The sequence below is a fragment of the Streptomyces sp. NPDC045678 genome, from assembly GCF_056432085.1.
This window is the reverse complement of record NZ_JBWKJS010000011.1, coordinates 248,473-271,809: the sequence shown is the minus strand read 5'-3', so window position 1 is coordinate 271,809 and position 23,337 is coordinate 248,473. Positions and strand designations below refer to the sequence as shown.

Annotated in this window: 20 protein-coding genes; 9 read left to right on the top strand and 11 right to left on the bottom strand. The window is 70.8% G+C overall.

Features of this window, described 5'->3' with window-relative positions:
• Nucleotides 1–18: 18 nt before the first annotated feature.
• The 5 genes from AC07DO_RS34055 to AC07DO_RS34035 form a co-directional block, all read right to left on the bottom strand.
• Nucleotides 19–822: an ABC transporter permease gene (locus AC07DO_RS34055; RefSeq protein ID WP_479065298.1), complete on the bottom strand. Its 804-nt coding sequence runs from the start codon at nt 820–822 to the stop codon at nt 19–21.
• The gene (locus tag AC07DO_RS34050) at nt 822–1,757 is read right to left on the bottom strand and encodes an ABC transporter permease (RefSeq protein ID WP_479065296.1); all 936 of its coding nucleotides are present in this window, start codon (nt 1,755–1,757) and stop codon (nt 822–824) included. Before AC07DO_RS34050 ends, AC07DO_RS34055 begins: the two co-directional genes overlap by 1 nt.
• Nucleotides 1,754–2,914, bottom strand: coding sequence for an ABC transporter ATP-binding protein (locus tag AC07DO_RS34045; protein WP_479065294.1), 1,161 nt, complete (start codon nt 2,912–2,914; stop codon nt 1,754–1,756). Before AC07DO_RS34045 ends, AC07DO_RS34050 begins: the two co-directional genes overlap by 4 nt.
• Nucleotides 2,915–2,952: 38 nt before the next feature.
• Complete coding sequence (locus AC07DO_RS34040) at nt 2,953–4,203, bottom strand: polyamine ABC transporter substrate-binding protein (RefSeq protein WP_479065291.1); 1,251 nt, start codon at nt 4,201–4,203, stop codon at nt 2,953–2,955.
• Between the two features lie 69 nt (nt 4,204–4,272).
• Complete coding sequence (locus AC07DO_RS34035; RefSeq protein ID WP_479065289.1) at nt 4,273–5,775, bottom strand: gamma-aminobutyraldehyde dehydrogenase; 1,503 nt, start codon at nt 5,773–5,775, stop codon at nt 4,273–4,275.
• A 177-nt stretch (nt 5,776–5,952) separates the two neighbouring features.
• On the opposite strand from AC07DO_RS34035, the gene AC07DO_RS34030 reads away from it, so the two are divergent.
• Entirely contained in the window at nt 5,953–6,531 is a 579-nt protein-coding gene (locus tag AC07DO_RS34030; protein WP_479065287.1) for an NADAR family protein, read from the top strand.
• A 75-nt stretch (nt 6,532–6,606) separates the two neighbouring features.
• Here the strand turns inward: AC07DO_RS34030 and AC07DO_RS34025 are convergent, their stop codons facing one another.
• Nucleotides 6,607–7,929, bottom strand: coding sequence for an MFS transporter (locus AC07DO_RS34025; RefSeq protein ID WP_479065285.1), 1,323 nt, complete (start codon nt 7,927–7,929; stop codon nt 6,607–6,609).
• Between the two features lie 90 nt (nt 7,930–8,019).
• On the opposite strand from AC07DO_RS34025, the gene AC07DO_RS34020 reads away from it, so the two are divergent.
• On the top strand, nt 8,020–9,339 hold the full coding sequence (locus AC07DO_RS34020; RefSeq protein ID WP_479065283.1) for an aminotransferase class I/II-fold pyridoxal phosphate-dependent enzyme: 1,320 nt from the start codon (nt 8,020–8,022) through the stop codon (nt 9,337–9,339).
• Here AC07DO_RS34020 and AC07DO_RS34015 read toward each other — a convergent pair.
• Nucleotides 9,323–10,126: a DUF4190 domain-containing protein gene (locus AC07DO_RS34015; RefSeq protein WP_479065281.1), complete on the bottom strand. Its 804-nt coding sequence runs from the start codon at nt 10,124–10,126 to the stop codon at nt 9,323–9,325. The genes AC07DO_RS34020 and AC07DO_RS34015 overlap by 17 nt on opposite strands.
• A 138-nt stretch (nt 10,127–10,264) precedes the next feature.
• Between AC07DO_RS34015 and AC07DO_RS34010 the strand changes: the two genes are divergently transcribed.
• The 4 genes from AC07DO_RS34010 to AC07DO_RS33995 all read left to right on the top strand — a co-directional run bounded on the left by AC07DO_RS34010 (nt 10,265) and on the right by AC07DO_RS33995 (nt 14,030).
• Complete coding sequence (locus tag AC07DO_RS34010) at nt 10,265–11,326, top strand: adenosine deaminase (protein ID WP_479065279.1); 1,062 nt, start codon at nt 10,265–10,267, stop codon at nt 11,324–11,326.
• Nucleotides 11,327–11,365: 39 nt separating this feature from the next.
• The gene (locus AC07DO_RS34005; protein WP_479065276.1) at nt 11,366–12,055 is read left to right on the top strand and encodes a glycerophosphodiester phosphodiesterase; all 690 of its coding nucleotides are present in this window, start codon (nt 11,366–11,368) and stop codon (nt 12,053–12,055) included.
• Between the two features lie 182 nt (nt 12,056–12,237).
• Nucleotides 12,238–13,446: a serine hydrolase domain-containing protein gene (locus tag AC07DO_RS34000; protein WP_479065274.1), complete on the top strand. Its 1,209-nt coding sequence runs from the start codon at nt 12,238–12,240 to the stop codon at nt 13,444–13,446.
• Nucleotides 13,447–13,541: 95 nt separating this feature from the next.
• Nucleotides 13,542–14,030 (top strand): hypothetical protein, encoded by a 489-nt coding sequence (locus AC07DO_RS33995; protein WP_479065272.1) that lies wholly within the window; start codon nt 13,542–13,544, stop codon nt 14,028–14,030.
• Nucleotides 14,031–14,079: 49 nt separating this feature from the next.
• Here the strand turns inward: AC07DO_RS33995 and AC07DO_RS33990 are convergent, their stop codons facing one another.
• A complete protein-coding gene (locus tag AC07DO_RS33990) occupies nt 14,080–14,769 on the bottom strand; it encodes a nitroreductase (RefSeq protein WP_479065270.1) in 690 nt (229 codons plus the stop codon).
• 107 nt (nt 14,770–14,876) lie between these two features.
• On the opposite strand from AC07DO_RS33990, the gene AC07DO_RS33985 reads away from it, so the two are divergent.
• Nucleotides 14,877–15,572 carry a TetR/AcrR family transcriptional regulator gene (locus AC07DO_RS33985; protein WP_479065268.1) on the top strand — a complete coding sequence of 232 codons (696 nt, stop codon included), beginning with the start codon at nt 14,877–14,879 and terminating at the stop codon, nt 15,570–15,572.
• Between the two features lie 6 nt (nt 15,573–15,578).
• Here AC07DO_RS33985 and AC07DO_RS33980 read toward each other — a convergent pair whose 3' ends face one another.
• The 3 genes from AC07DO_RS33980 to AC07DO_RS33970 all read right to left on the bottom strand — a co-directional run bounded on the left by AC07DO_RS33980 (nt 15,579) and on the right by AC07DO_RS33970 (nt 21,128).
• The gene (locus AC07DO_RS33980) at nt 15,579–16,754 is read right to left on the bottom strand and encodes a polyamine ABC transporter substrate-binding protein (RefSeq protein ID WP_479065266.1); all 1,176 of its coding nucleotides are present in this window, start codon (nt 16,752–16,754) and stop codon (nt 15,579–15,581) included.
• A gap of 156 nt (nt 16,755–16,910) precedes the next feature.
• Nucleotides 16,911–19,514, bottom strand: a complete 2,604-nt coding sequence (locus AC07DO_RS33975) for an MXAN_6230/SCO0854 family RING domain-containing protein (RefSeq protein WP_479065264.1) — start codon at nt 19,512–19,514, stop codon at nt 16,911–16,913.
• Nucleotides 19,515–19,688: 174 nt separating this feature from the next.
• Nucleotides 19,689–21,128: a gamma-aminobutyraldehyde dehydrogenase gene (locus AC07DO_RS33970; protein ID WP_479065262.1), complete on the bottom strand. Its 1,440-nt coding sequence runs from the start codon at nt 21,126–21,128 to the stop codon at nt 19,689–19,691.
• A gap of 165 nt (nt 21,129–21,293) precedes the next feature.
• On the opposite strand from AC07DO_RS33970, the gene AC07DO_RS33965 reads away from it, so the two are divergent.
• Nucleotides 21,294–21,839, top strand: a complete 546-nt coding sequence (locus AC07DO_RS33965) for an Lrp/AsnC family transcriptional regulator (RefSeq protein ID WP_479065260.1) — start codon at nt 21,294–21,296, stop codon at nt 21,837–21,839.
• Entirely contained in the window at nt 21,824–23,203 is a 1,380-nt protein-coding gene (locus AC07DO_RS33960) for an aspartate aminotransferase family protein (RefSeq protein WP_479065258.1), read from the top strand. The genes AC07DO_RS33965 and AC07DO_RS33960 overlap by 16 nt, the downstream gene beginning before the upstream one ends.
• The last annotated feature ends 134 nt before the right edge of the window (nt 23,204–23,337 follow it).

The following is a 23,337-nucleotide window of genomic DNA, read 5'->3' as shown; positions in this document are numbered from 1 at the left end:
TTTCCACTCCTTCAGGTGTTACCGGGACTGCTTGTTGCGGCGTTTGCCGATGAGCATTCCGGAGAGTACGAGCAGGACGGCGACGAGGAACATCGCCGTACCGATCACATTGATCTGAACGGGCGTGCCCCGCTGCGCCGATCCCCAGACGAACATGGGGAAGGTCACAGTCGAGCCCGCGTTGAAATTCGTGATGATGAAATCGTCGAAGGAGAGCGCGAAGGCGAGCAGCGCGCCCGCCGCGATGCCGGGTGCGGCGATCGGCAGCGTCACCCGCAGGAACGTCTGCACGGGACCGGCGTAAAGGTCCTGCGCGGCCTGTTCCAGGCGCGGGTCCATCGACATGACGCGCGCCTTGACGGCGGTCACCACGAAGCTGAGGCAGAACATGATGTGGGCGATGAGGACCGTCCAGAAGCCGAGCTGCGCGCCCATGTTGAGGAAGAGCGTGAGCAGCGAGGCGGCCATGACGACCTCAGGCATCGCCATCGGCAGGAAGATCAGCGAGTTGATGGCGCCGCGCGCGCGGAACCGGTAGCGCACGAGTGCGAAGGCGATCATCGTGCCGAGCACGGTCGCGCCGATCGTCGCCCAGGTGGCGATCTGCAGGCTCAGCGAGAGCGATCCGCACATGTCGGCGACGCCGCACGGGTCCTTCCACGCGTCGAGCGAGAATTCCTGCCACGAGTAATTGAAGCGGCCCTTCGGTTTGTTGAAGGAGAAGACCGTGACGACGATGTTCGGGAGGAGCAGGTACGCGAGTGTCAGCAGGCCCGCGATGACGACGACATTGCGCCGGAGCCAGCGGAAGAAGGCGGCCATCAGACGAGATCCTCCGTCCCCGACTTGCGGATGTAGAGGGTCACCATGAAGAGGATGGCGGCCATGAGGATGAAGGAGAGCGCCGCGGCCGTCGGGTAATCCAGAATGCGCAGGAACTGCGTCTGGATGACGTTTCCGACCATGCGGGTGTCGGTGGATCCGAGCAGGTCGGCGTTGACGTAGTCACCGGCCGCGGGGATGAAGGTGAGCAGCGTTCCGGAGACGACGCCCGGCATGGAGAGCGGGAAGGTCACCTTGCGGAAGGTGGTGGACGGCTTGGCGTAGAGGTCGCCCGCGGCCTCGTGCAGCCGGCCGTCGATGCGCTCCAGCGAGGTGTAGAGCGGCAGGATCATGAACGGCAGGAAGTTGTACGTGAGTCCGCAGATCACCGCGAGGGGTGTGGCGAGGACCCGGTCGCCGGCCGTGACGCCCAGCCAGCTGGTGACGTCGAGGACGTGCAGGGAGTTGAGGGCGCCCACCACCGGGCCGCCGTCGGCGAGGATCGTCTTCCACGCCAGCGTACGGATCAGGAAGCTGGTGAAGAACGGCGCGATGACCAGGACGAGGATGATGTTGCGCCAGCGGCCCGCGCGGAACGCGATGAGGTAGGCGAGCGGGTAGCCGAGCAGCAGGCACAGGACCGTGGCGGCGCCCGCGTAGAGCACCGAGCGCAGGAACTGCGGCCAGTAGTCGGCAGCTGCGTCCCAGTAGGTCGCGAAGTGCCAGGTGACCTTGAAGCCCTCTTCGAGGGAGCCGGTCTGCACGGAGGTCGACGCCTGGTAGACGAGCGGCAGGGCGAAGAAGACGATCAGCCAGAGGATGCCGGGGAGGAGCAGCCAGTAGGGGACGAGCCGCCCGCGCTTGCGCGGCTTCCGTGCGGGTGGCTCCTTCGGAGCGGGCGCTGTCGGCGGTGGTGCGTCGGTGACGGTCGTCATGCGGAGGCGTCCTCCTCGACCTTCTCGACGCCCGCCTGGACGTCCTGGGCGGCGTCGAGGCCGAAGGTGTGCGCGGGGTTCCAGTGCAGGACGACCTCGGCGCCGGGAGTGAGGCGGGTGTCACGCTCGACGTTCTGCGCGTACACCTCGAAGGACGGGCAGACCGGGCTGTGGACGACGTACTGCGTCGACACTCCGATGAAGCTGCTGTCGGCGATGCGTCCGGTGATGCGGTTGCGGCCCTCGGGGATCCGCCCCGCGTCGTCGGCGTGCGTGAGGGAGATCTTCTCGGGCCGTACGCCGACCAGGAGCTTGCCGCCGGTGGCGGTGGGGCCGGTACATCGGGCGACGGGCAGCGTCAGCTTGCAGTCGCCCGCCTTGACGACCATGTCGTCACCGCTCCGTGCGTCGACATCGGCCTCGATGAAGTTCGACGTGCCGAGGAAGTTCGCGACGAACGTCGTCCGCGGGTTCTCGTAGAGGTCGGCGGGGGCCCCGAGCTGCTCGACGCGGCCGCCGTTCATCACGGCCACGGTGTCGGCCATGGTCATGGCCTCCTCCTGGTCGTGGGTGACGTGCACGAAGGTGATGCCGACCTCGGTCTGGATGCGCTTGAGCTCCAGCTGCATCTGGCGGCGCAGCTTCAGGTCGAGGGCGCCGAGCGGTTCGTCGAGGAGGAGGACCTTGGGGTGGTTGATGAGGGCGCGGGCGACGGCGACGCGCTGCTGCTGACCCCCGGAGAGCTGGTGCGGCTTCTTGCGGGTGTGCTCGCCGAGCTGCACCAGGTCGAGCATGTCGCCGACGCGGCCCTTCACGGACTTGATGCCGCGGCGGCGCAGCCCGAAGGCGACGTTCTCGAAGATGTCCAGGTGCGGGAAGAGCGCGTACGACTGGAAGACGGTGTTCACGGGCCGCTTGTACGGCGGCAGGGCCGTGACGTCCTGGTCACCGAGGTGCACGGTTCCCGAGCTCGGCTCCTCCAGGCCCGCGATCATGCGGAGCGTGGTGGTCTTGCCGCAGCCGGACGCCCCGAGCAGGGCGAAGAAGGAGCCCTGCGGCACGGTGAGGTCGAGCGGCCGCACGGCGGCGAAGGAGCCGTACGTCTTGCTGATCCCGGAGAGACGGACGTCGCCGCCGGTTTCTTGAGCAGAGGTCATGGTGGGTCCAGGGGAAGTCGAGGGGATGACGAGAGGGACTAGGCCCCGGTGAGGCGCGCGAACTTCTCTTCGTACGCGGTCTCTTCCTTCGGCGTGAGCGACCGGAACGCCCGGGACTTCTCCTTCATCTCCTGGTCGGGGATGATCAGCGGATTCGACGCGGCGTCCTTGTCGATCCTCGCGAGCGCGTCCCGTACCCCGTCGACCGGGCAGACGTAGTTGATGTACGCGGCGAGGCGGGCCGCGGGCTCGGGCTCGTAGTAGTGGTCGATGAGCCGCTCGGCGTTCTTCTTGTGCCGCGCCTTGTTCGGGACCAGCAGGTTGTCCGTGGACGTGATGTAGCCCTGGTCGGGGATGTGGAAGCCGACGTCGGGGCTGTCGGCCTGGAGCTGCACGATGTCGCCGGCCCAGCCGAGGCAGGCCGCGATGTCGCCCTTGGCCAGGTCGGACGTGTAGTCGTTGCCGGTGAAGCGCCGGATCTGCTTTCGGTCGACGGCCTTCTGGAGGCGGGCGATGGCCGCGTCGAAGTCGTCGTCGGTGAAGTCCGCGGGGTCCTTGCCCATGTCGATGAGCGTCATGCCGACGGTGTCGCGCATCTCGGACAGGAACCCGACGCGCCCCTTCAGCTTCGGGTCGTCGAGCAGCTGGGACACCGAAGTGATCTCTTTGCCGCCGGTCGCCTTCTTGTTGTACGCGATGACGGTGGAGATACCGGTCCAGGGATACGAGTACGACCTGCCCGGGTCCCAGTCGGGGTCACGGAACTGGGCGGAGAGATTCGTGTACGCGTGCGGCAGGTTGGCCGGGTCCAGTTTCTGGACCCACCCGAAGCGGATGAGCCGGGCGGCCAGCCAGTCGGTGACGCAGATGAGGTCGCGTCCGGTCTCCTGGCCCGCGGCGAGCTGCGGTTTGACCTTGCCGAAGAACTCGACGTTGTCGTTGATGTCCTCGGTGTACTTGACCGTGATCCCGGTGCGTTTCGTGAACGCGTCCAGGGTGGGCCGCCGGTTCTCGTCCTTCTCGTCGACGTCCATGTACTCGGTCCAGTTGGAGAAGCTGACGCGCTTCTCCTTCGCCGAGTGGTCGTCGGACGAGACCTCGCCCCGGCTCTTGCCCGCCGCGGGGATGCCGCAGGCGCTGAGTGCCCCGAGGCCGCCGATCGCGAGCGCGCCGCCCGTGGCGGCGCGCAGCGCACTGCGCCGGGTCAGGGCGGCCCTGCCGTTCCTGTAGCTGCGGTGCACGGCGGCCAGTTGGGCCGGGCCGAGGCGGTGGGGCTCGTACTGCTCCATACGCGTGGTTGCCCTTTCGGGAGGAAGGCGGCCGCCGGTCACGCGGCCTGTGACGACGTGGCTGCGTGACTACCGGTCCCCGAAGATCGTGCGGTGCCAGTCCTTGCGGACGACCGCCGTGTTGTCGAACATGACGTGCTTGACCTGCGTGTACTCCTCGAATGAGTACGCGGACATGTCCTTTCCGTAGCCGGATGCCTTGTAGCCGCCGTGCGGCATCTCGCTGAGGATCGGGATGTGGTCGTTGACCCACACGCAGCCCGCCTTGATGTCGCGGGTCGCGCGGTTGGCGCGGAACACGTCGCGGCTCCAGGCGGAGGCGGCGAGGCCGTAGGGGGTGTCGTTGGCGAGCCGGATGCCCTCGTCGTCGCTGTCGAAGGGCAGTACGACGAGGACGGGTCCGAAGATCTCGGACTGCACGATCTCGCTGTCCTGCGCGGCGTCCGTGATCAGGGTCGGCTTGTAGTACGCGCCGGGGTGCTGGAGCGCCTCGCCGCCGGTCACCACGCGCGCGTAGGAGCGGGCCCGGTCGACGAACCCGGCGACGCGGTCGCGGTGCGCGTGCGAGATGAGCGGCCCCATGTCGGTGCCCGGGTCGAACGGGTCGCCGAGCCGCACGCTCTCCATGAGGTCGGCGACGCCCTGCACGAAGGCTTCGTAGAGCGGCCGCTGCACGTACGCGCGCGTGGCGGCCGTGCAGTCCTGCCCGGAGTTGATGAGCGCGCCGGCGACCGCGCCGTGCACGGCGGCGTCGAGGTCGGCGTCGTCGAAGACGACGAAGGGAGCCTTGCCGCCGAGCTCCAGGTGCAGCCGCTTGACGGTGGCGGTGGCGATCTCGGCGACGCGCTTGCCGACGCCGGTGGACCCGGTGAAGGACGTCATGGCGACGTCGGGGTGGCCGACGAGGTGCTCCCCCGCGTCCTTCCCCGCGCCCGTGACGATGTTGACGACGCCGTCGTGGATGCCCGCCTCGGTGGCGGCCTGCGCGAAGAGGAGGGAGGTGAAGGGGGTGAGCTCGGCGGGCTTGAGGACGATGGTGTTGCCCGCGGCGATCGCCGGCAGGACCTTCCAGGCGGCCATTTGCAGCGGGTAGTTCCAGGGGGCGATGGACCCGACGACGCCGATGGGCTCACGGCGTACGTACGAGGTGTGGTCACCGGTGTACTCGCCGGCCGACTGGCCCTGGAGGTGCCGGGCCGCGCCCGCGAAGAAGGCGGCGTTGTCGACGGTCCCGGGGACGTCGAACTCCCGGCTCAGCTTGATCGGCTTGCCGCACTGCAACGACTCGGCCTGCGCGATGTCCTCGGCACGCTCCGCCAGGACGCCCGCGAACCGGTGCAGGGCGTCGGAACGCTCGCCCGGGGTGGCGCCCGCCCAGCCGGGGAACGCCTCGGCGGCCGCGGCGACGGCGGCGTCGACGTCGTCGCTCCCGGCCAGCTCGTACGTGTGGACCTCGTCGCCCGTGGCGGGGTCGACCACCGCGTGGGAGATGCCGGACGTCCCCTTGGTCAGCCGCCCGGCGATGTACTGCGCACCGTCCGCGAAGTGGTCCCGCGCCTGGAAGTTGTGCATGACGCTCTCCTCCGCCGCCCGCCCCGTCCCGCGGGGGTCGGCGTAGCTCCGGATCGATTTGAGTGCCGATCCTGACAGAGCAGTGATAGTCCAACAAGTGATTCCGTTGTTGCCTTTTGGTTACGCGACGGAATCTGTCGACCAGGTGTCGAGTCGACCCGGAAAACCCAGGACGGAATGTCAGTGGTGCGTGCCAGACTCGCGTGCATGACGAAGATCGACTCGGTGGAGGCGCTGGTCGGCGCGGTGCGCGCGGGCGAGCAGGTGACGTACCTGCACTTCTGGGGCCACACCCCGCGGGGGGACGGCACGCTCGGCCGGAGTTGCCTGAGTCAGTGGTGGCCGTCGCCGTTCACGGTGGACGGCGTGGAGTACGCGACGGCGGAGCACTGGATGATGGCGGCCAAGGCCCGCCTCTTCGGCGACGCGGACGCGGAGCGGGCGATCCTCGCGGCCAGGACCCCGGCGGAGGCGAAGAAGGCGGGACGGCTCGTCCGGGACTTCGACGACGCGATATGGGCGCGCGAGCGCTTCGGCATCGTGGTCGCGGGCAGTACGCACAAGTTCGCGTCGGACCCCGCGCTGCGGGACTTCCTCGTGGGGACGGGGCGGCGCGTTCTGGTCGAGGCGAGCCCCATGGACCGCGTCTGGGGCATCGGCCTGGCGGCCGACGACCCCCGGGCGGAGGACCCCGCGAAGTGGCGGGGGCCGAACCTGCTGGGTTTCGCGTTGATGGAGGCGCGGGACCGGCTCTGACCGGCGGTGGGCTCAGGACCGGCTCTGACTGGGCCGGGGGGGGGCTCAGGACCGGCTCTGACTGGGCCGGGGGGCTCAGGACCGGCCCCGACCGGCCGGAGGTGCTCCCACCGCGTGGTCGGTCGGGACCTGCTCCGCCTCGGCACCCTGCCGGTTCAGCCGTCTCCGTACGAGACGGCTCTGCGCCGCGACCGTCACGATGACACCCGCCCCGAGGACCGGCCAGGCGAGCGGCCCCGCCGCGATCACGCCGGTGATCAGGAGCGGTCCGCCGCTGCGCTGGGCCGATGAGGACAGGCCGTGGACCCCGAGGTAGGCGCCCTGGGCGTCGCCGGACGCGAGCGCTATCGAGAGTTCCCAGGACGCGATGGCGTGGAGTATCTCCGCGAAGGTGAGGGCGATCGCGGCGACCGTGAGCGCGGCGACGGCGAGCCCCGTACCGCCGAGCGCGGAAACGGTCAGGGCCGCACACCCGACGACGAAGCAGGCCGCGAGGGGGACGAGGAGCGCGCGGGCCCGCTCCGGGGTGCTGCCGAAGCGGGACAGCGGGACCTGGCAGCAGACGACCAGCACGCAGTTGAGCACCATGAGGAGCGGCGCGAGACCGTGCGGGGCGTCGGTGGCGTGCACGATCCACAGGGGGATGCCGACCTGGAGCACCGCGTCGTCGAGGAAGAGGGCCGCCTCGGTCACGGTGAAGAGCAGGAAGGAGCGGTCGCGCCAGGGGTTGGACGGCGGGGTGCCGGGGGCGGCTTTCGGTCCGCGGGTGGTCGCGGAGGCGGTGACCACGCGGGACGGCGACGGGGGTTCGGCGCAGCGCAGGGTGAGGGCCGCGGCGGCGAGGAAGCTGACCACGTTGCCGAGCAGCAGCGCCTGGTAGGCGTGGGTGGTGCCGACGGCGAGGGCACACGCGCCGGCCAGCCCGCCGATGGCCCAGCCCGCGTTGGAGACGGTGCGCTGCACGGCCTGGTACCTGGTGCGGTCCGGGCCCGCGATGCGGGCGGCGTACAGCTTGGTGAGGACGTTGGCGCCGCGGTCGGCGACGCTGTTGACGGCCGAGTACAGCAGGAGCAGCGCGAAGTTGTCCGTCGTGAGCAGCGCCAACAGCGCCACCGCCTGCTGGAGTTGGGCTCCGACGAGGATGCGGGTGACCGGGAAGCGGTCGGCGAGGTGGCCCGCGAGCGGCGCGCCCGCGATGCCGACAGCGCCCGAAACCCCCAGGAGCACGCCGACTTCGGTGACGGAGAGACCGGTGATCAGGGTGAAGTAGAGGGCGGCCGCCCCCATCCAGAGGCCGGTCCCCATTTTGTTGATCAGGGCGATCCAGAGCATGCGACGGCCGTCGGCACCCCCTGGTATCCGTGCGTACAGCGCGGACCGCTTACGGCTCAGGCTCACCCATCCCCCTTGTCCGGCAGGCGTTCTGCCGAGGCCGGTCGACCGACGCCGGCTTGACGCGCTCTTTTGTACCGGTACATAATTCCTTACGTGGCAGCACAATATGTGATCAGCGGTTCGACCGCCAAGGGAATTACCGCATCGGTCGAACAGGCCGTCACCGACGGCGGATTGGCGCCGGGCGCCGCGCTGCCTCCGGTGCGCAGGCTCGCCGACGAGCTGGGGGTCAGCGCCGGCACGGTGGCGACGGCCTACAAGGAACTTCGACAGCGCGGAATCGTCGTGACGCGCGGCCGGGGCGGAACGGTCGTCGCGCAGGCCCCGGCGGTCGGGACCCGCAGGCCGCCGAAGGCGCCGCGAGGGGTGCGCGACCTCGCGGGCGGGCATCCGGATCACGAACTGCTGCCGGCCCTGCTGCCGCCTGCCCGAGTGGAGCCCGTGCACGGTTCGCACCGCGGGTCGCCGCGCCTCGCCGGTCTCGAGCAACGGGCCCGGGAGTGGTTCGCGCGGGACGGCGTGCCCGACGGCGGGGTGACCTTCGCGCACGGCGCGCTGGACTGCATGGCACGGCTGCTCTCGGTGGAGCTGAAGCCGGGCGACACGGTGGCCGTGGAGGACCCCGGTTTCCACCATCTCCTGGACCTCGTACCGGCGTTGGGGCTGCACATGGTGCCGGTCGCCGTGGATGACGAGGGCATCAGGCCGGAGGCGTTGCGCGGGGCGCTGCGGGCGGGCGCCAAGGCGCTGGTGTGCAGCCCCCGGGGGCAGAACCCGGTGGGCGGCCGCTTCACCGCGGAGCGGCGGGACGCGCTGCTCGACGCCCTCGCCGGGCACCCGGACGTGCTCGTCGTCGAGGACGACCACAACGCGGAGATCGCGGGGGCGGCCCCGCACTCACTGGCGACCGGCGGACTCCCGCGCTGGGCGCAGGTGCGCACCGTCTCCAAGCATCTGAGCGTCGACCTGCGATGGGCGGCCCTCGCGTGCGACGCCACCACGCTGGCCAGGCACGAGGGGCGGATGCTGCTCACCTCGGGGTGGGTCAGCCACGTCCTGCAGGAGACGGTCGAGCGGACGATGGCCGACCCGGCGGCCCGTGCGGTGGTGCGGCGGGCCGAGCGTGTCTACGGGGAGCGACGCGAGGCGCTGATCCGCGAGCTCGCGGGGCACGGGATCGCGGCGCGGGGGGCGAGCGGGATGAACGTGTGGGTGCCCGTGCGGGACGAGTCCGCGGTCGTCAACGGGTTGCGGTCGCACGGGTGGTGGGTGGCGGCGGGGGCGCGGTTCCGCATCGCCGCGCCCACGGGCGTGCGCATCACCACGTCCGCGCTCGGGCCGGCGGACGCGGGCCGTCTCGCCGCGGACTTCGCCGCGGTGCTCGGCGATTCGGAGGCTACGTACGGGGGGTGAGTCCGACGGCTGCGGCGGCCGGCGTGACCGACGCGGCCGAACGGCCCGGGTCGCCCCGCGTGGTCCCCGCGTCCGAGTCCTCGTCCGGCACGACGACGAGGATCACGAGCAGCGCCACGCCCAGGGCGATGCCCACGGCTCCGCAGATGATCCCGGCGAGGGCCTGCCCGCCGTTCGTCGCCTCGCCCCGCCGCGCCTTGCCGCGTCCCACCGCGCCGAAGACCACCGCGAGGATGCCGAGGACGATCGCCAGCGGCCACAGGCAGAAACCGGCGGCGGCGATGATCCCGAGGACCAGCGCGGCCACGCCCATGCCGTTCGCGGGGGCCACGGGCATGGCGGGCCAGCCGTATCCGGGATAGTTCTGATAGCTCTGATAGTTCTGATGCCCCTGGCCCGGGTACCCGTAGGGCAGCTGGCCGGGTGGCCCGTACGGGATCTGCCCGGGCCCGTCCGGCGAGACGGGCGGCGGCGGCACCGGCTCACCGGGCGCGGCGAAGGGGTTGCCGACGCCGGGCGGCACACCGACCTGCGCACCGGGCTGCGCACCGGCCGTCGGAGGCACGGGCGGCTGCGGCGCGGGAGCCGCGCCCGGCATCGACGTGACCGTCCACTGATCGTGCACGGAGGGCAGCGGCCCGGGCGCGTGCGCCGACCGGTTCTCCGACCGGTTCTCCGGCCGGCTCTCCGGCCGGCTCTCCGCAGGCGGCGCCCAAGGGTCGCGTTCCTCCGGCGCCCCCGCGCCACCCGCTCCGGGCACGGCGTCGTCCTCGGACTTCGCGGACATGACGGGTCACCTCTTTCGTACGTTCCGTCATGCTACGGCCCCCGCTTTCCCCGCGCCGACCGCCGCCTCCCCACCGCCGCCTACGATGATCCCCGACCCATCGATCAGCCGATCAAACCCGTTCCTGGGGAGGAAACCGTGACCGAGCAGCACACCGCAGCCGCGACCACCAGAGATGTACACGCCTTCATCGCCGGACTGCCCAAAGCGGAACTGCACGTGCACCACGTCGGCTCTGCCTCCCCCCGCATCGTCTCCGAGCTGGCCGCCCGGCACCCCGACTCCTCGGTGCCGACCGACCCCGAGGCGCTCGCCGACTACTTCACGTTCACGGACTTCGCGCACTTCATCCAGGTCTACCTGTCCGTCGTGGATCTGATCCGCACCCCGGAGGACGTGCGCCTCCTCACCTACGAGGTGGCCCGCGACATGGCGCGGCAGAACGTCCGCTACGCCGAGCTGACCCTCACCCCGTTCTCCTCCGTGCGCCGCGGCATCGACGACCGCGCCTTCATGGACGCCATCGAAGACGCCCGCACGGCGGCCGAGAAGGAATTCGGCACCGTGCTGCGCTGGTGCTTCGACATCCCCGGCGAGGCCGGGCTCGTGTCGGCCGAGGAGACGCTGCGGCTCGCCATCACCGACAGCCTGCGCCCCGAGGGCCTGGTCTCCTTCGGGCTCGGCGGGCCCGAGATCGGTGTGCCGCGCCCGCAGTTCAAGCCGTACTTCGACCGGGCGATCGCGGCGGGCCTGCACTCGGTCCCGCACGCCGGCGAGACGACGGGCCCCGAGACCGTCTGGGACGCCCTCGTCCACCTGGGCGCCGAGCGCATCGGCCACGGCACGACCTCCGCGCAGGACCCCAAGCTCCTCGCCCACCTGGCCGAGCACGGCATCCCGCTGGAGGTCTGCCCGACCTCGAACATCGCGACCCGCGCGGTCAGCACCCTCGACGAGCACCCGATCAAGCAGTTCGTCGAGGCCGGGGTGACCGTCACGATCAACTCCGACGACCCGCCCATGTTCGGCACGGACCTGAACAACGAGTACGCCGTCGCGGCCCGTCTCCTCGGCCTCGACGAGCGCGGCATCGCGGCCCTCGCGAAGAACGCCGTCGAGGCGTCCTTCCTCGACCCGGCGGGCAAGGCGCGGATCGCCGCCGAGATCGACACGTACACGGACACGTGGCTCGCGCCGTAATCCACGCGTCCGTCCGCATCCCGTGACCACAATGGGCCCATGCGCACCGTGACTGCTGTGGCCCACCGAGGCGATCCCTACCGTGTCCGCGAGAACACCCTCCCATCCCTGCGCTCCGCGTTCGACCGGGGCGCGGACGCGGTGGAGATCGACGTCCGTCTGAGCGGCGACGGCGTACCCGTCCTGCTGCACGACCCGACCCTCAAGCGCCTGTGGGGGTACGAACGGCCGCTCGCCGCCCTGTCCTCGGCGGAGGTCGACGGCCTCACCGAGGGCGGCGTCCCGACCCTCGCCGCTGCCCTCGCGGCCACCGAGGGGCGCCGGCTCATGATCGACCTGCCGGGCGCGACGTACGACGCCGTGCGCACGGTCGTCGGGGTCGTCGCGGAGTGCGGCGCGGCGGAGCGGGTGTACTACTGCGCGGGCGGGCGGACGATGCTCGCCGTACGCGAGGCGGATCCGGCCGCGGAGATCGCGCTGACCTGGACGACCCTGGCCCCGCCCCGCCCGGTCCTGCTGGACGCGGTGAAGCCGCGCTGGCTCAACCTCCGCTTCCCGCTGGTCGACCGCGAACTGACGCTCCACGTGCACCGGCAGGGCCTGCTCGTCTCGGCCTGGACCCCGGACACGCGCCGCTCGATGCGGCGCCTGATCGACGCGGGCGTCGACGCGATCACCACGAACCGCATCGAACTCCTGCGAAGCCTGCCGGGCATCCGGCCCGCGTGACGCCCCCTAGGGGGCTCCCCCAGCAACACCCCTGACTCCGAAGCCCGTTGACCCCTATGACTTCCCGGGGCCGAGCCCTCCCCGCCGACGATTCCCCGCGGCCGGGCGGACGCCAGGATGTGATCACCACACGTCGCACCACCGCGTCATCGCATCCCGTCGAAGCCGTCCCAGGAGTCACCGTGAAGGTTCCCGCCCGCGCCGCCGTCGCCGCGGCCCTCGTCCTCGGCCTGACCGGCGCGGCGGCCGCCCCGGCGCTCGCACACCCCTCGCACACCCCGGCCACCCCGGGAGCCACCGGAGCCACGGGAGCCACCGGAGCCACGGCCGGCGCTCCGTCAGCCCCCTCGTCGTCGAGCAGCCCGAACGGCAAGGCCCTGCGTGACGCGATCAAGGGGCTGCCGGACACCGACGCGACCGCCGCGCTCGTACGGGTCGGCGGCACGGACGGGTCCTGGCGGGGTAGTTCAGGCGTGCACGACCTGGTCACGCACCGCAAGGCCGACCCGCACGGCCGGCTCCGCGCCGGCTCCACGACCAAGATCGTGACGGCGGCCGTGGTGCTGCAACTGGCCGCCGAGGGCACGCTCGACCTCGACCGTCCCGTGCAGCACTACATGCCGGACCTGTTCACGGCGGAGTTCGCCCCCATCCCGGTCCGCAGCCTCCTCAACTACACGAGCGGTCTCAAGTCCGGCGACGGATTCGACGACGCGTTCGCCCACCGCTACGACACGTTGGACCCCCGGACCGTCCTCGACTCCGCCATCGCCAAGGGCCCCGAGCACGCCCCGGGCGCCGAACAGCACTACCGCAACATCCACTACACCGTGCTGGGCCTGCTGATCGAGAAGGTCACCGGAGACACGTACGCCCACCAGGCCGCCCAGCGGATCTTCCGCCCGCTCCACCTGCGCGACACCTACTTCCCCGGCAAGGACCTCCACATCCGCGGCCCGCACAACCGCGGCTACCAGAAGAGGGAGCAGGCGGACGGCACCACCCGCCTCGTCGACGCCACCGTGTGGACCCAGTACGACCGGTTCGCGGCCGGCGACATGATCTCCTCCACGGCCGACCTGGAGACGTTCACGCAGGCACTGTTCGCGGGGAAGGTCGTGCCGCAGCCGCAGCTGAAGGAGATGTTCACCCTCCCCCGCCTCGGGCCGGACGCTCCCGCGCAGCCCACCTTCGGAGCGGGCCTGCAGACCACGAAGATCAACGGAAGGACGTTCTGGTTCAAGACGGGTGCGCGGTACGGCTACACGAACATCATCGCCTCCACCGAGGACGGCTCCCGCACCCTCGTCTACTCGGTCAACGCGACCGACGCCAAGGGCGAGGACCACAACCCTGTGACGCAGCGCATCATCGCGGCCGCACTCGGCTGAGCCCGTCCGCCCGTCCGCCCGTCCGCCCGTCCGCCCGTCCGCCCCTGGCTACGATGGCCGCCGCTGTTCGAACACGCGCGAGTACGAGGTCACGCATGGCATCCACGTGGAACTGGGAGACCGCCGAGGGCCTGCTCGGCATGGACGACCCGGCCGAATGGGACGCCGCCCACGAACGCGGGGAGAGGTCGCTCGGCACCGCCGTCATCGGGCTCGCCCTCAACTGCACGCTGGCGGAGGCCTCGCCGCGCATCCTCAAGGGGATGCGGCTCGCGGACCGCGGACAGCGCGGGTTCGCCTTCACCGCGGCGGGCCACGCGGCGCGGCTCAACGGCGCGCTGACCCCGGAGCTGTACGCCGCGCTGCGCACGGAGGGCCACCGCGGCTTCGCCGAGACCGCCGTCGACGACACCCTGACGTTCGTGCCGTTCCGGGACCTGCCGCCGTGGTTCAGGTGGCGGAAGGTCGCGTCGCGGGTGGAGGACAAGCTGGAGACCTGGCGGCTGCGTCTCGCCTACGCCGCCGAGGACGTCCAGCAGGCCCTGCGCAGCCGCCGACGACGCGGCCGCCGTTCCTCCGACTGACGGACCGGAGGGGCTGGAGAGCATCCGCGAGGAGCGGTCGGCGGCTCACCTAGCCGTGGAAGGCGACGGTCGACGCGACCGGGGCCCGCCCGGTCCTCACCCGGTTCACCGGTGCGGCCTCGTCGGCATGGCCGAAGGAGATGCCGACCAGCAACTTGCCCGCCGTGACGCCGAGTTCCGCGCGGACGGTGTCGGCGTAGAAACTGAGCAGCCCCTGGGGGCAGCTGTCCACGCCGTACGCGGTCATCGCCAGGAGCAGCGTCTGCATGTACGCCCCGACGTCGGCGGCCAGCCGCGCCGACCCGTCCCCCTGGACGAACAGGAACGCCACGTGGGGCGCGCCGTAGAAGCGCAGGCTCTCCGCGTCGTAGGCCGCGCGAGCCGCGTGGTCCTCGCGGTCGATGCCCAGCGCCCCGTACAACTCGGCGCCGAACGCGGCCCGGCGCTCCTGGTGCGCCTGCTCGTACATCGCGTCGGAGTACGGGAAGTCCACGGAGGTGCGCCCGGCCGCGTGGGCCGCCCGCAAGGCGCCGGCCAGCCGCTCGCGCGCCGCACCGCTCGCCACCTCCACCCGCCACGGCTGCGCGTTGGAGTTGGAGGGCGCGGCACCGGCCAGCGAGAAGATGCCGCGCATCGTCTCCTCGGGTACCGCTCGCGGACCGAACGCGCGGGTCGTGTGACGGGCGCGCAGCAATTTCTCCGCGCTGCCACTCAGCTCGGTGAGGTCGGACCTGTCCATGGATGACTCCTCGACGAGAGACGCTCAAGTAAACGGAAACGTTTACCTGCGACCTCACCCTAACCACCACCCCCGCACGAAGTAAACGGAGGCGTATACTTGCTCGCATGGCGACGACCGCGAAGACGACAGCTGCGGGATCCCGGCAAGCAGGGCGCGGCGGGCGGGAGCGCATCCTCGCCGCCGCGGCCCACCTGTTCGCGGCTCGGGGCATCAACGCGACCGGCATGGAACAGATCGCGGACGAAGCGCCGGTCTCCAAACGGACCCTCTACGCGCACTTCCGCACCAAGAACGATCTGGTCATGGCCCACCTCCGGGGCCTCGCCGAGTCCGGAGCCACCCTGGAAGCCGTGCTGACCCGCGAGGACATCCCGCCGCGGGACCGGATCCGCAAGCTCTTCGACCCGCCGAGCGCGGACGCCTCACCGGCCCGCGGGTGCCCGTTCATCGACGCCGCCGTGGAGTTCCCCGACCCGGCCGACGCGGTGCACTCCTACGCCCGGGAGCAGAAGCTGCGCATGGTGGAGCTGATCGCCGCACTGGTGACGGAGCTCGGCTGCCGCGAACCCCTCGCACTGGCCGAACAGCTGGCCACCCTCGCGGACGGAGCGGCCAGCCGCGCCATGGTGCTCGACGAACCGGACTACGGCCGGCACGCACGCGCGGCGGCAGAGATCCTGCTCGACCGGGCACTGCCCACAACGGCAGGAACGATCAGAACGACCCAAGCACCCCAAAAGACCGAAACGACCGAAACCACTGGAACGACTGGAACGACTGGAACGACTGGATCGACCTGACGCCCGCTACAACCCCGCCAGCGCGTTCCACCGCTTCGCGAATTCCGTGCGCTCCTTCGACGTGATGTCCCGCGCGATGACGAGCCGCTCGCGCATCGCGTCGTCGGGGAAGATCAGCGGGTCCTCGGCGAGGGCGGCGAGCTCCTTGTCCTTGGAGGAGGCGAGGACGTCGCGGGCGGCCGGGACGGGACAGACGTAGTTGACCCAGGCGGCGAGCTCCGCGGCGACCTCGGGGTCGTAGTAGTAGTCGATGAGCCGCTCGGCGTTCTGCTTGTGGCGGGCCAGGTTGGGCACCATCAGGGACTCCGCCCACAGCTCCGCGCCCTCCTCGGGGACGACGAACTCGATGTCCGGGTCGTCGGCCTGGAGCTGGATGACGTCGCCGCTGTAGGCCTGGCAGGCGAGGACGTCGCCGCTGGAGAGGTCCTTGATGTAGTCGTTGCCGGTGAAGCGGCGGATGTGGTGGCTGTTCACCATCTTCTCGACCTTGTCGCACATCCGGTGGAAGTCGTCCGCCGTCCAGTCCCTGATGTCGACGCCGTCGCCCTGGAGGAGCAGCGCGAACGCCTCGTCGAGGCCGGAGAGGAGGGTGACGCGACCCTTGAGGTCGTCCGCCCACAGGTCGGAGACCTGCTTGATCTCGCGGCCGACCTTGCGCTTGTTGTACGCGATACCGGTGATGCCCGACTGCCAGGGGACGGTGTACTTCCGCCCCGGGTCGAAGTGCGGCGAACGCAGCAGCGGATCGAGGTACTTGGAGACGTTGGGCTGTCGGGCGCGGTCCAGCTCCTGCACCCAGCCGAGCCGGACGAAGCGCGCGCACATCCAGTCGCTGATGACGATGAGGTCCCGGCCGGTCTCCTGGTGGTTCATCAGGGACGGGCTGATCTTGCCGAAGAACTCGTCGTTGTCGTTGATCTCCTCCGTGTAGCGGACGTCGATGCCGGTCCGCTTCTCGAAGGCGTCCAGCGAGGGGCGCTTCGTCTTGTCGTGGTCGTCGGTGTCGATGTACAGCGGCCAGTTGGCGAAGGCCAGCGCCTTGTCCCTGCGCGAGCGGTCGCCCGCCGCCCGCTCCCCCGGCCCGATGTACGCGGCGGGCACCCCGCAACCGGCGAGCGCGCCGGCGGCCGCACCGCCGCCCAGGACGCGGAGCAGGGAACGGCGGGACACGGAGGAGGTCATGGGGTTCGCTCGCACCCCGGCAGCATGCGCCCTCGCTCCGCGGCGCGGCAATGGACGCAGCGTCGAGCCCCGACCCGAGGAGCCGACACCTTGTCGATCACCCCGGCGCGCGCACCCTTCCGGCTGCCACCCCCTCCGGACGACGCCCCGGCCACCTCACGCGGGCTCCAGCCACCCCGCGAGGTCCCCCGCGGTGACCCGCTCCAGCGCCCCCTCGTCGGCCGGCCCCGGGTAGAGGCGGTACGCCGTGCCGGACGCCGCGTCCCGCGCACCCGGCAGGTCGCCGTGCAGCAGCGCGAGCAGAGCCGCGCGGCCCGAGAGCTCCGGCTCGGCGCACAGCGCGTCCGGCTCCCAGCCGTCCCGTATGCGCAGCGCGAAGTCGGCGCGCGGCTCGCCCTCCGCACGGCGGTAGCCCCACAGGACGTGGCCGCGGCCGCGCACGTACACGTCGCCGTCGGTGCGGGCCGCCGCCGTCCAGCAGGCCAGGTCCCAGAGCGTGGCCCGGCCGCACGGCTGGAAGGTGTCGAGGAGGTCGTTGCCCATGCGGCCGATCTGCTTGCGGTAGCCCCACACGGCGTGGTGCGTGCCCGTCGTGGCGAGGGTGACGTCGGTCCACCAGGCGCGCCGCGCCCGGAGGTCGACGATCATGGGCACGGTCAGCTTCGCGTCGCCCGCGAGGTCGAAGCGCTGCCGGACCCCGCGCGGGTCGTAGACGGCCCGCTCCTTGCCCCGGACCGCCATGAACCCCGTGAAGGCGTCCCGGAGTTCCTCGAAGGGCACGTCGTTGTACGAGAACACCGCGGGCACCACGAACCGCACCCCGGTGTTCGCGAGCCGCGGCAGGTCGAGGTCCAGGTACTCGGTGGCGCCCTGCGGGGCGGGCGCGGAGGTCAGGTCCCCGGAGTGCCGGGCGGCGCCGCCCGCGTACTCCAGCTGTGTGTAGTCGCAGAGGCCTATGAAGCGCCACAGGTCGTCGTAGAGCGCGACGGACAGGTCGAGGTCGACGCGTACGCCCTTGGGCTGCGTCCAGTGCAGGAAGAGCCGCACGGTCTCGCTGTCCGTGGGCATGGGCAGGGAGCTGCCGCGCGGCACGGCGACCAGTGAGGCGGCCGACGCGCGCTCGGCGAAGGGCAGGGGCAGGTCGGCGAGCGCGGCGTCCAGGACGGCCACGTCGTACCGCTCCCCGTCCCGTTCCGTGAGGCGTCGCACCGCCTCGGCCTCGATCAGCTCACCGGCGCGACCCGCCACCCGGGCGGGCAGCGGCGGACGGTGGTCCTGGACCGCGTACGCCTTGGTGACACGGCCGCGCGGGAAGAAGACGCGGCGGTGCCCCGGCACGGCACGGATCTTCATGCGGCCGTACGCACCGAGGAGCGGCCCGGGGCCTGCGTGCGGCAGGGCGTCGGCGAGGGCCTCGCCGACGGTGTCCGGGAGCGTCGTCGAACCCGAGCGGGCAAGGAGCAGGTCGAGGCGGCGCAGGAGTTCGCCGGGGCGCTCGCGCAGCAGCCGCACCGCGGCCTCCACGTCCCAGCGGCCGAGGGCCTCCTCGACGCGGGCCTGCCAGGTCACGATGTGCAGTCGGTCGCCGGTGAGGCGGACGTCCTCGTGCCGTGCGGCCTCGGCGAGCAGGACCTCGCCGAGCGGGCCGTCGCCGACGCGGGTGCCGCGCAGGGCGGCGAAGGCGAGGGCCACGCGCGCGTGGCGGTGGGCCTGCTCGAAGGGGTGCAGGATTTCACCGACGTGCTTCCACGCGCGCGGGTGGCGTGCCATGTCCTCCGCGAGGCGCCGGAAGTCGAACCCGTCGAGCAGGGCGAGGAGTTCGCGGCGCACGGGACGTGGCAGGCCGCGCAGGCGCGGGAGTTCGAGCAGGTCGGGGTCGCCCCCGGAGCGTACGACGAGGATGCGCAGCACGTCGGTGGCCGTGTCCGCGTAACGCCCGACCAGCGGGCGCACCTCGGGCAGGTCGAGGAGCGGCGCGAGGGCGAGCGCCTTGCTCTCGCGCAGCGGGACGGCGGCCGGCAGCCACTCCGCGGCGGCGGCCGGGTCCAGGTGGCCGAGGAGCAGGACGAGGTCGTCGTGGTCCTGCGGGTTCAGAGGCGTGCGGCGGGCGAGCAGCGCGGCGAGTTCGGCGGCGGCGTCGCCGGGCGCGCCGAGGGACAGGGCGCGCAGGACGGGGCCGCCGTCACCGCCGAGGTCGGCGCCGGTGTCGAGCCAGGGGTCGACGGGGCCGTCGGTCTCGTAGCGCTTGTCGCAGATCGGGCACTCGTACCATTCGCAGCACTGGTCGCAGCAGTACCAGCGGTGCCTCTTCGCGCCGAGGCAGTCGTCACACAGGAGGTGGGCGCAGGGGGCGACCGCGCGGACGCTCGCCTTGGTGCCCGCGCAGTTCATGCAGGGCTGGTGCGGCTGGGCGGCGAGGTACTCGGCGACGACGGAGGTGTAGCGCTCGTACGCGGGCTGGTACGCGGTCTCGGCGGGGAACCGCGCGAACAGCGGCTCGTGGTGCCGGTCGGAGCCCATCAGGGCGTCGACGTCGGCGAGCAGCTTGCGCCCGGCCGTCGCGAGGTCGTCGGCGGACAGCGCGGTCAGCGCGCGGCGCAGCGGGGCGGTCAGCAGGTGCCCGCGGTCGGCGAGTTCGGCTTCGAGGACGACGACGCCGGCGTCCGTCACGGCGGACCGTCCGGCACCTTCGGGAACGTACACACTCTGCCGGCGGCGCAGCAGCATCCCCGTGAGGTCGTCGGTCGTTGTCGTCGCCATCAGGTCCCACCCCCGTCGTGCAGAAAAAAGGGCGGGGGCGGGGAGTGGGTGCGCTACGGATCTTTTGCAGAGAAGAAAAAAGAAGGAAGCACACCGCGGAGCCGCCCCCGCGTTCGCAACGGTACGCGGGGGCGGCGGGGCCCGGCATCCCAATTGGCCCGGGCCAAAGAGGTACTAACCCTCGATGGACGTCATGACGTGCTTGATGCGCGTGTAGTCGTCGAAGCCGTACGCCGAGAGGTCCTTGCCGTAGCCGGACTTCTTGAAGCCGCCGTGCGGCATCTCGGCGACCAGCGGGATGTGCGTGTTGATCCAGACGCAGCCGAAGTCGAGGACCTTGGACATGCGCATCGCGCGCGCGTGGTCCTTCGTCCAGACGGAGGAGGCGAGGGCGTACTCGACGCCGTTCGCGTACGCGACGGCCTGCGCCTCGTCCGTGAAGGACTGGACGGTGATGACCGGGCCGAAGACCTCGTTCTGGATGATCTCGTCGTCCTGCTTGAGGCCCGAGACGACGGTCGGGGCGTAGAAGTAGCCCTTCTCGCCGACCCGCTGGCCACCGGCCTCCACGCGCGCGTGCGCGGGAAGCCGCTCGATGAAGCCGGAGACCTGCTTCAGCTGGTTGGCGTTGTTCAGCGGGCCGTAGAGCACGTCCTCGTCGTCCGGCTGACCGGTCTTCGTGTCGGCGGCCGCCTTGGCGAGCGCGGTCACGAAGTCGTCGTGGATGGACTCGTGGACGAGCACGCGCGTGGCGGCCGTACAGTCCTGGCCCGCGTTGAAGAAGCCCGCCATGGAGATGTCCTCGACGGCCTTGGCGATGTCGGTGTCCTCGAAGACCACGACCGGCGCCTTGCCGCCGAGCTCCAGGTGGACGCGCTTGAGGTCCTTGGAGGCGGACTCGGCGACCTGCATGCCCGCGCGCACCGAACCGGTGATGGACGCCATCGCCGGGGTGGGGTGCTCGACCATGGCACGGCCGGTGTCGCGGTCGCCGGTGACGACGTTGAAGACGCCGGGCGGCACGATGGAGCCGATGATCTCGGCCATCAGGACGGTCGAAGCGGGCGTGGTGTCGGACGGCTTGAGCACGACCGTGTTGCCGGCCGCGAGCGCCGGGGCGAACTTCCAGACGGCCATCATCATCGGGTAGTTCCACGGCGCGACCTGCGCGCAGACGCCGATCGGCTCGCGGCGGATGATGGAGGTCAGACCCTCCATGTACTCGCCCGCGGCGCGGCCTTCGAGCATCCGGGCCGCCCCCGCGAAGAAGCGGATCTGGTCGACCATGGGCGGGATCTCCTCGGACCGCGTGAGCCCGGTCGGCTTGCCCGTGTTCTCGACCTCGGCGGCGATGAGGTCCTCGGCCCGCTCCTCGAACGCGTCGGCAATCTTGAGCAGGGCCTTCTGCCGCTCGGCGGGGGTGAGGTCGCGCCAGGCGGGGAACGCGTCGGCGGCGGCCTTCATGGCGGCGTCCACGTCGGCCTGGGCGGACAGCGGCGCGGTCGCGTAGGCCTCGCCGGTCGCCGGGTTGATGACCTCGGTGGTCCGTCCGTCGGCCGCGTCCCGGAATTCTCCGTTGATGTAGTTGCGCAGACGGCGCAGCTCGGTGGTCACTTCCGCGGCCCTCCAAGTCAGATGTCCAGTGGATGAGACACCCACCCTAGTCGCTGTACCGACGCTTTCAACATACCCAGCGGCCCAGAACTGCGGAATCCGTGAGGATCGGAGTCGTAGACAACGAATTTCATCGATTGAGCCTTGCGGAAGTGACGAGACGTCGTGCACAGTGAGTCTGTGGCCAGTCGCAGCGCAGACCCCAGCACCCCTCGCAGCTCCCGCACCGGAAACCCTGGCGGGAACGGCAGTGGGAACGGCACCCCTCCCGTGGACGCCGTATCCCTGGCGATCATCGAACAGCTTCAGGAGGACGGACGCCGTCCGTACGCCGCCATCGGCAAGGCCGTCGGCCTGTCCGAGGCGGCCGTGCGCCAACGCGTCCAGAAGCTGCTCGACCAGGGCGTCATGCAGATCGTCGCCGTCACGGACCCGCTCACCGTGGGCTTCCGCAGGCAGGCGATGGTCGGCATCGACGTCGAGGGCGATGTGGATCCGGTCGCGGACGCCGTGGCCGCCATGCCGGAGGCCGAGTACGTGGTGATGACCGCGGGCTCGCACGACCTCCTCGTGGAGATCGTCTGCGAAGACGACGACCACCTGCTCGAAGTCATCAACAAGCGCATCCGCGCCCTCCCCGGCGTGCGCTCCACCGAGAGCTTCGTCTACCTCAAGCTCAAGAAGCAGACCTATATGTGGGGAACCCGATAGCCGTGAGCAAGGACCTCAGCCAGACCGCGTACGACCACCTGTGGATGCACTTCACCCGCATGTCGGACTACGAGAACGCGCCCGTCCCCACCATCGTGCGTGGCGAGGGCACCTACATCTACGACGACAAGGGCAAGAAGTACCTGGACGGCCTGTCCGGTCTCTTCGTCGTCAACGCGGGCCACGGCCGTCACGAGCTCGCGGAGACCGCCTACAAGCAGGCGCAGGAGCTGGCCTTCTTCCCGGTGTGGAGCTATGCCCACCCGAAGGCCGTCGAGCTGGCGGAGCGCCTCGCGAACTACGCGCCGGGCGACCTCAACAAGGTCTTCTTCACCACCGGTGGCGGCGAGGCCGTCGAGACCGCGTGGAAGCTGGCGAAGCAGTACCACAAGCTCACCGGCAACCACACGAAGTACAAGGTCATATCCCGCGCGGTCGCCTACCACGGCACCCCGCAGGGCGCCCTGTCCATCACCGGCCTGCCTGCCCTCAAGGCCCCCTTCGAGCCGCTGGTCCCCGGCGCGCACAAGGTGCCGAACACCAACATTTACCGCGCCCCGATCCACGGCGACAACCCCGAGGCCTTCGGCCGCTGGGCTGCCGACCAGATCGAGCAGGAGATCCTCTTCGAGGGCCCGGAGACGGTCGCCGCCGTCTTCCTTGAGCCGGTGCAGAACGCGGGCGGCTGCTTCCCGCCCCCGCCCGGCTACTTCCAGCGCGTGCGCGAGATCTGCGACAAGTACGACGTGCTGCTCGTCTCCGACGAGGTCATCTGCGCCTTCGGCCGCCTCGGCACGATGTTCGCCTGCGACAAGTTCGGCTACGTCCCGGACATGATCACCTGCGCCAAGGGCATGACCTCGGGCTACTCCCCGATCGGCGCCTGCATCATCTCGGACAAGCTCGCCGAGCCGTTCTACAAGGGCGACAACACCTTCCTGCACGGCTACACCTTCGGCGGCCACCCCGTCTCGGCCGCGGTCGGCATCGCCAACCTCGACATCTTCGAGAAGGAGGGTCTCAACCAGCACGTCCTCGACAACGAGGACGCGTTCCACCAGACCCTCAGCAAGCTGCTCGACCTGCCGATCGTCGGCGACGTCCGCGGCAACGGCTTCTTCTACGGCATCGAGCTCGTGAAGGACAAGGCCACCAAGGAGACGTTCAACGACGAGGAGACCGAGCGCGTCCTGTACGGCTTCCTCTCCAAGGCGCTGTACGACAACGGCCTGTACTGCCGTGCCGACGACCGCGGCGACCCGGTCGTCCAGCTCGCCCCGCCGCTGATCTCCACCCAGGACACCTTCGACGAGATCGAGGGCATCCTGCGGCAGGTGCTCACGGAGGCGTGGACGAAGCTCTGACCTCATGACGTGATCTGGCGTGATCCAGTGTGATCAACACCGGCCCGGTCCGCCCGTATCCCTACCGTGCCCAGTGACCGATCGGCCCCGCCTTCGTTCCCCCGTACGGGGGAGTCGAGCTGATCTGAACCGAG

Bases quoted from the DNA above. Each gene is read 5' to 3' on its own strand.
- AC07DO_RS34055 (WP_479065298.1), bottom strand. From the start codon at position 822: ATGGCCGCCTTCTTCCGCTGGCTCCGGCGCAATGTCGTCGTCATCGCG.
- AC07DO_RS34050 (WP_479065296.1), bottom strand. From the start codon at position 1,757: ATGACGACCGTCACCGACGCACCACCGCCGACAGCGCCCGCTCCGAAG.
- AC07DO_RS34045 (WP_479065294.1), bottom strand. From the start codon at position 2,914: ATGACCTCTGCTCAAGAAACCGGCGGCGACGTCCGTCTCTCCGGGATC.
- AC07DO_RS34040 (WP_479065291.1), bottom strand. From the start codon at position 4,203: ATGGAGCAGTACGAGCCCCACCGCCTCGGCCCGGCCCAACTGGCCGCC.
- AC07DO_RS34035 (WP_479065289.1), bottom strand. From the start codon at position 5,775: ATGCACAACTTCCAGGCGCGGGACCACTTCGCGGACGGTGCGCAGTAC.
- AC07DO_RS34030 (WP_479065287.1), top strand. From the start codon at position 5,953: ATGTCAGTGGTGCGTGCCAGACTCGCGTGCATGACGAAGATCGACTCG.
- AC07DO_RS34015 (WP_479065281.1), bottom strand. From the start codon at position 10,126: ATGTCCGCGAAGTCCGAGGACGACGCCGTGCCCGGAGCGGGTGGCGCG.
- AC07DO_RS34005 (WP_479065276.1), top strand. From the start codon at position 11,366: ATGCGCACCGTGACTGCTGTGGCCCACCGAGGCGATCCCTACCGTGTC.
- AC07DO_RS33995 (WP_479065272.1), top strand. From the start codon at position 13,542: ATGGCATCCACGTGGAACTGGGAGACCGCCGAGGGCCTGCTCGGCATG.
- AC07DO_RS33990 (WP_479065270.1), bottom strand. From the start codon at position 14,769: ATGGACAGGTCCGACCTCACCGAGCTGAGTGGCAGCGCGGAGAAATTG.
- AC07DO_RS33985 (WP_479065268.1), top strand. From the start codon at position 14,877: ATGGCGACGACCGCGAAGACGACAGCTGCGGGATCCCGGCAAGCAGGG.
- AC07DO_RS33980 (WP_479065266.1), bottom strand. From the start codon at position 16,754: ATGACCTCCTCCGTGTCCCGCCGTTCCCTGCTCCGCGTCCTGGGCGGC.
- AC07DO_RS33975 (WP_479065264.1), bottom strand. From the start codon at position 19,514: ATGGCGACGACAACGACCGACGACCTCACGGGGATGCTGCTGCGCCGC.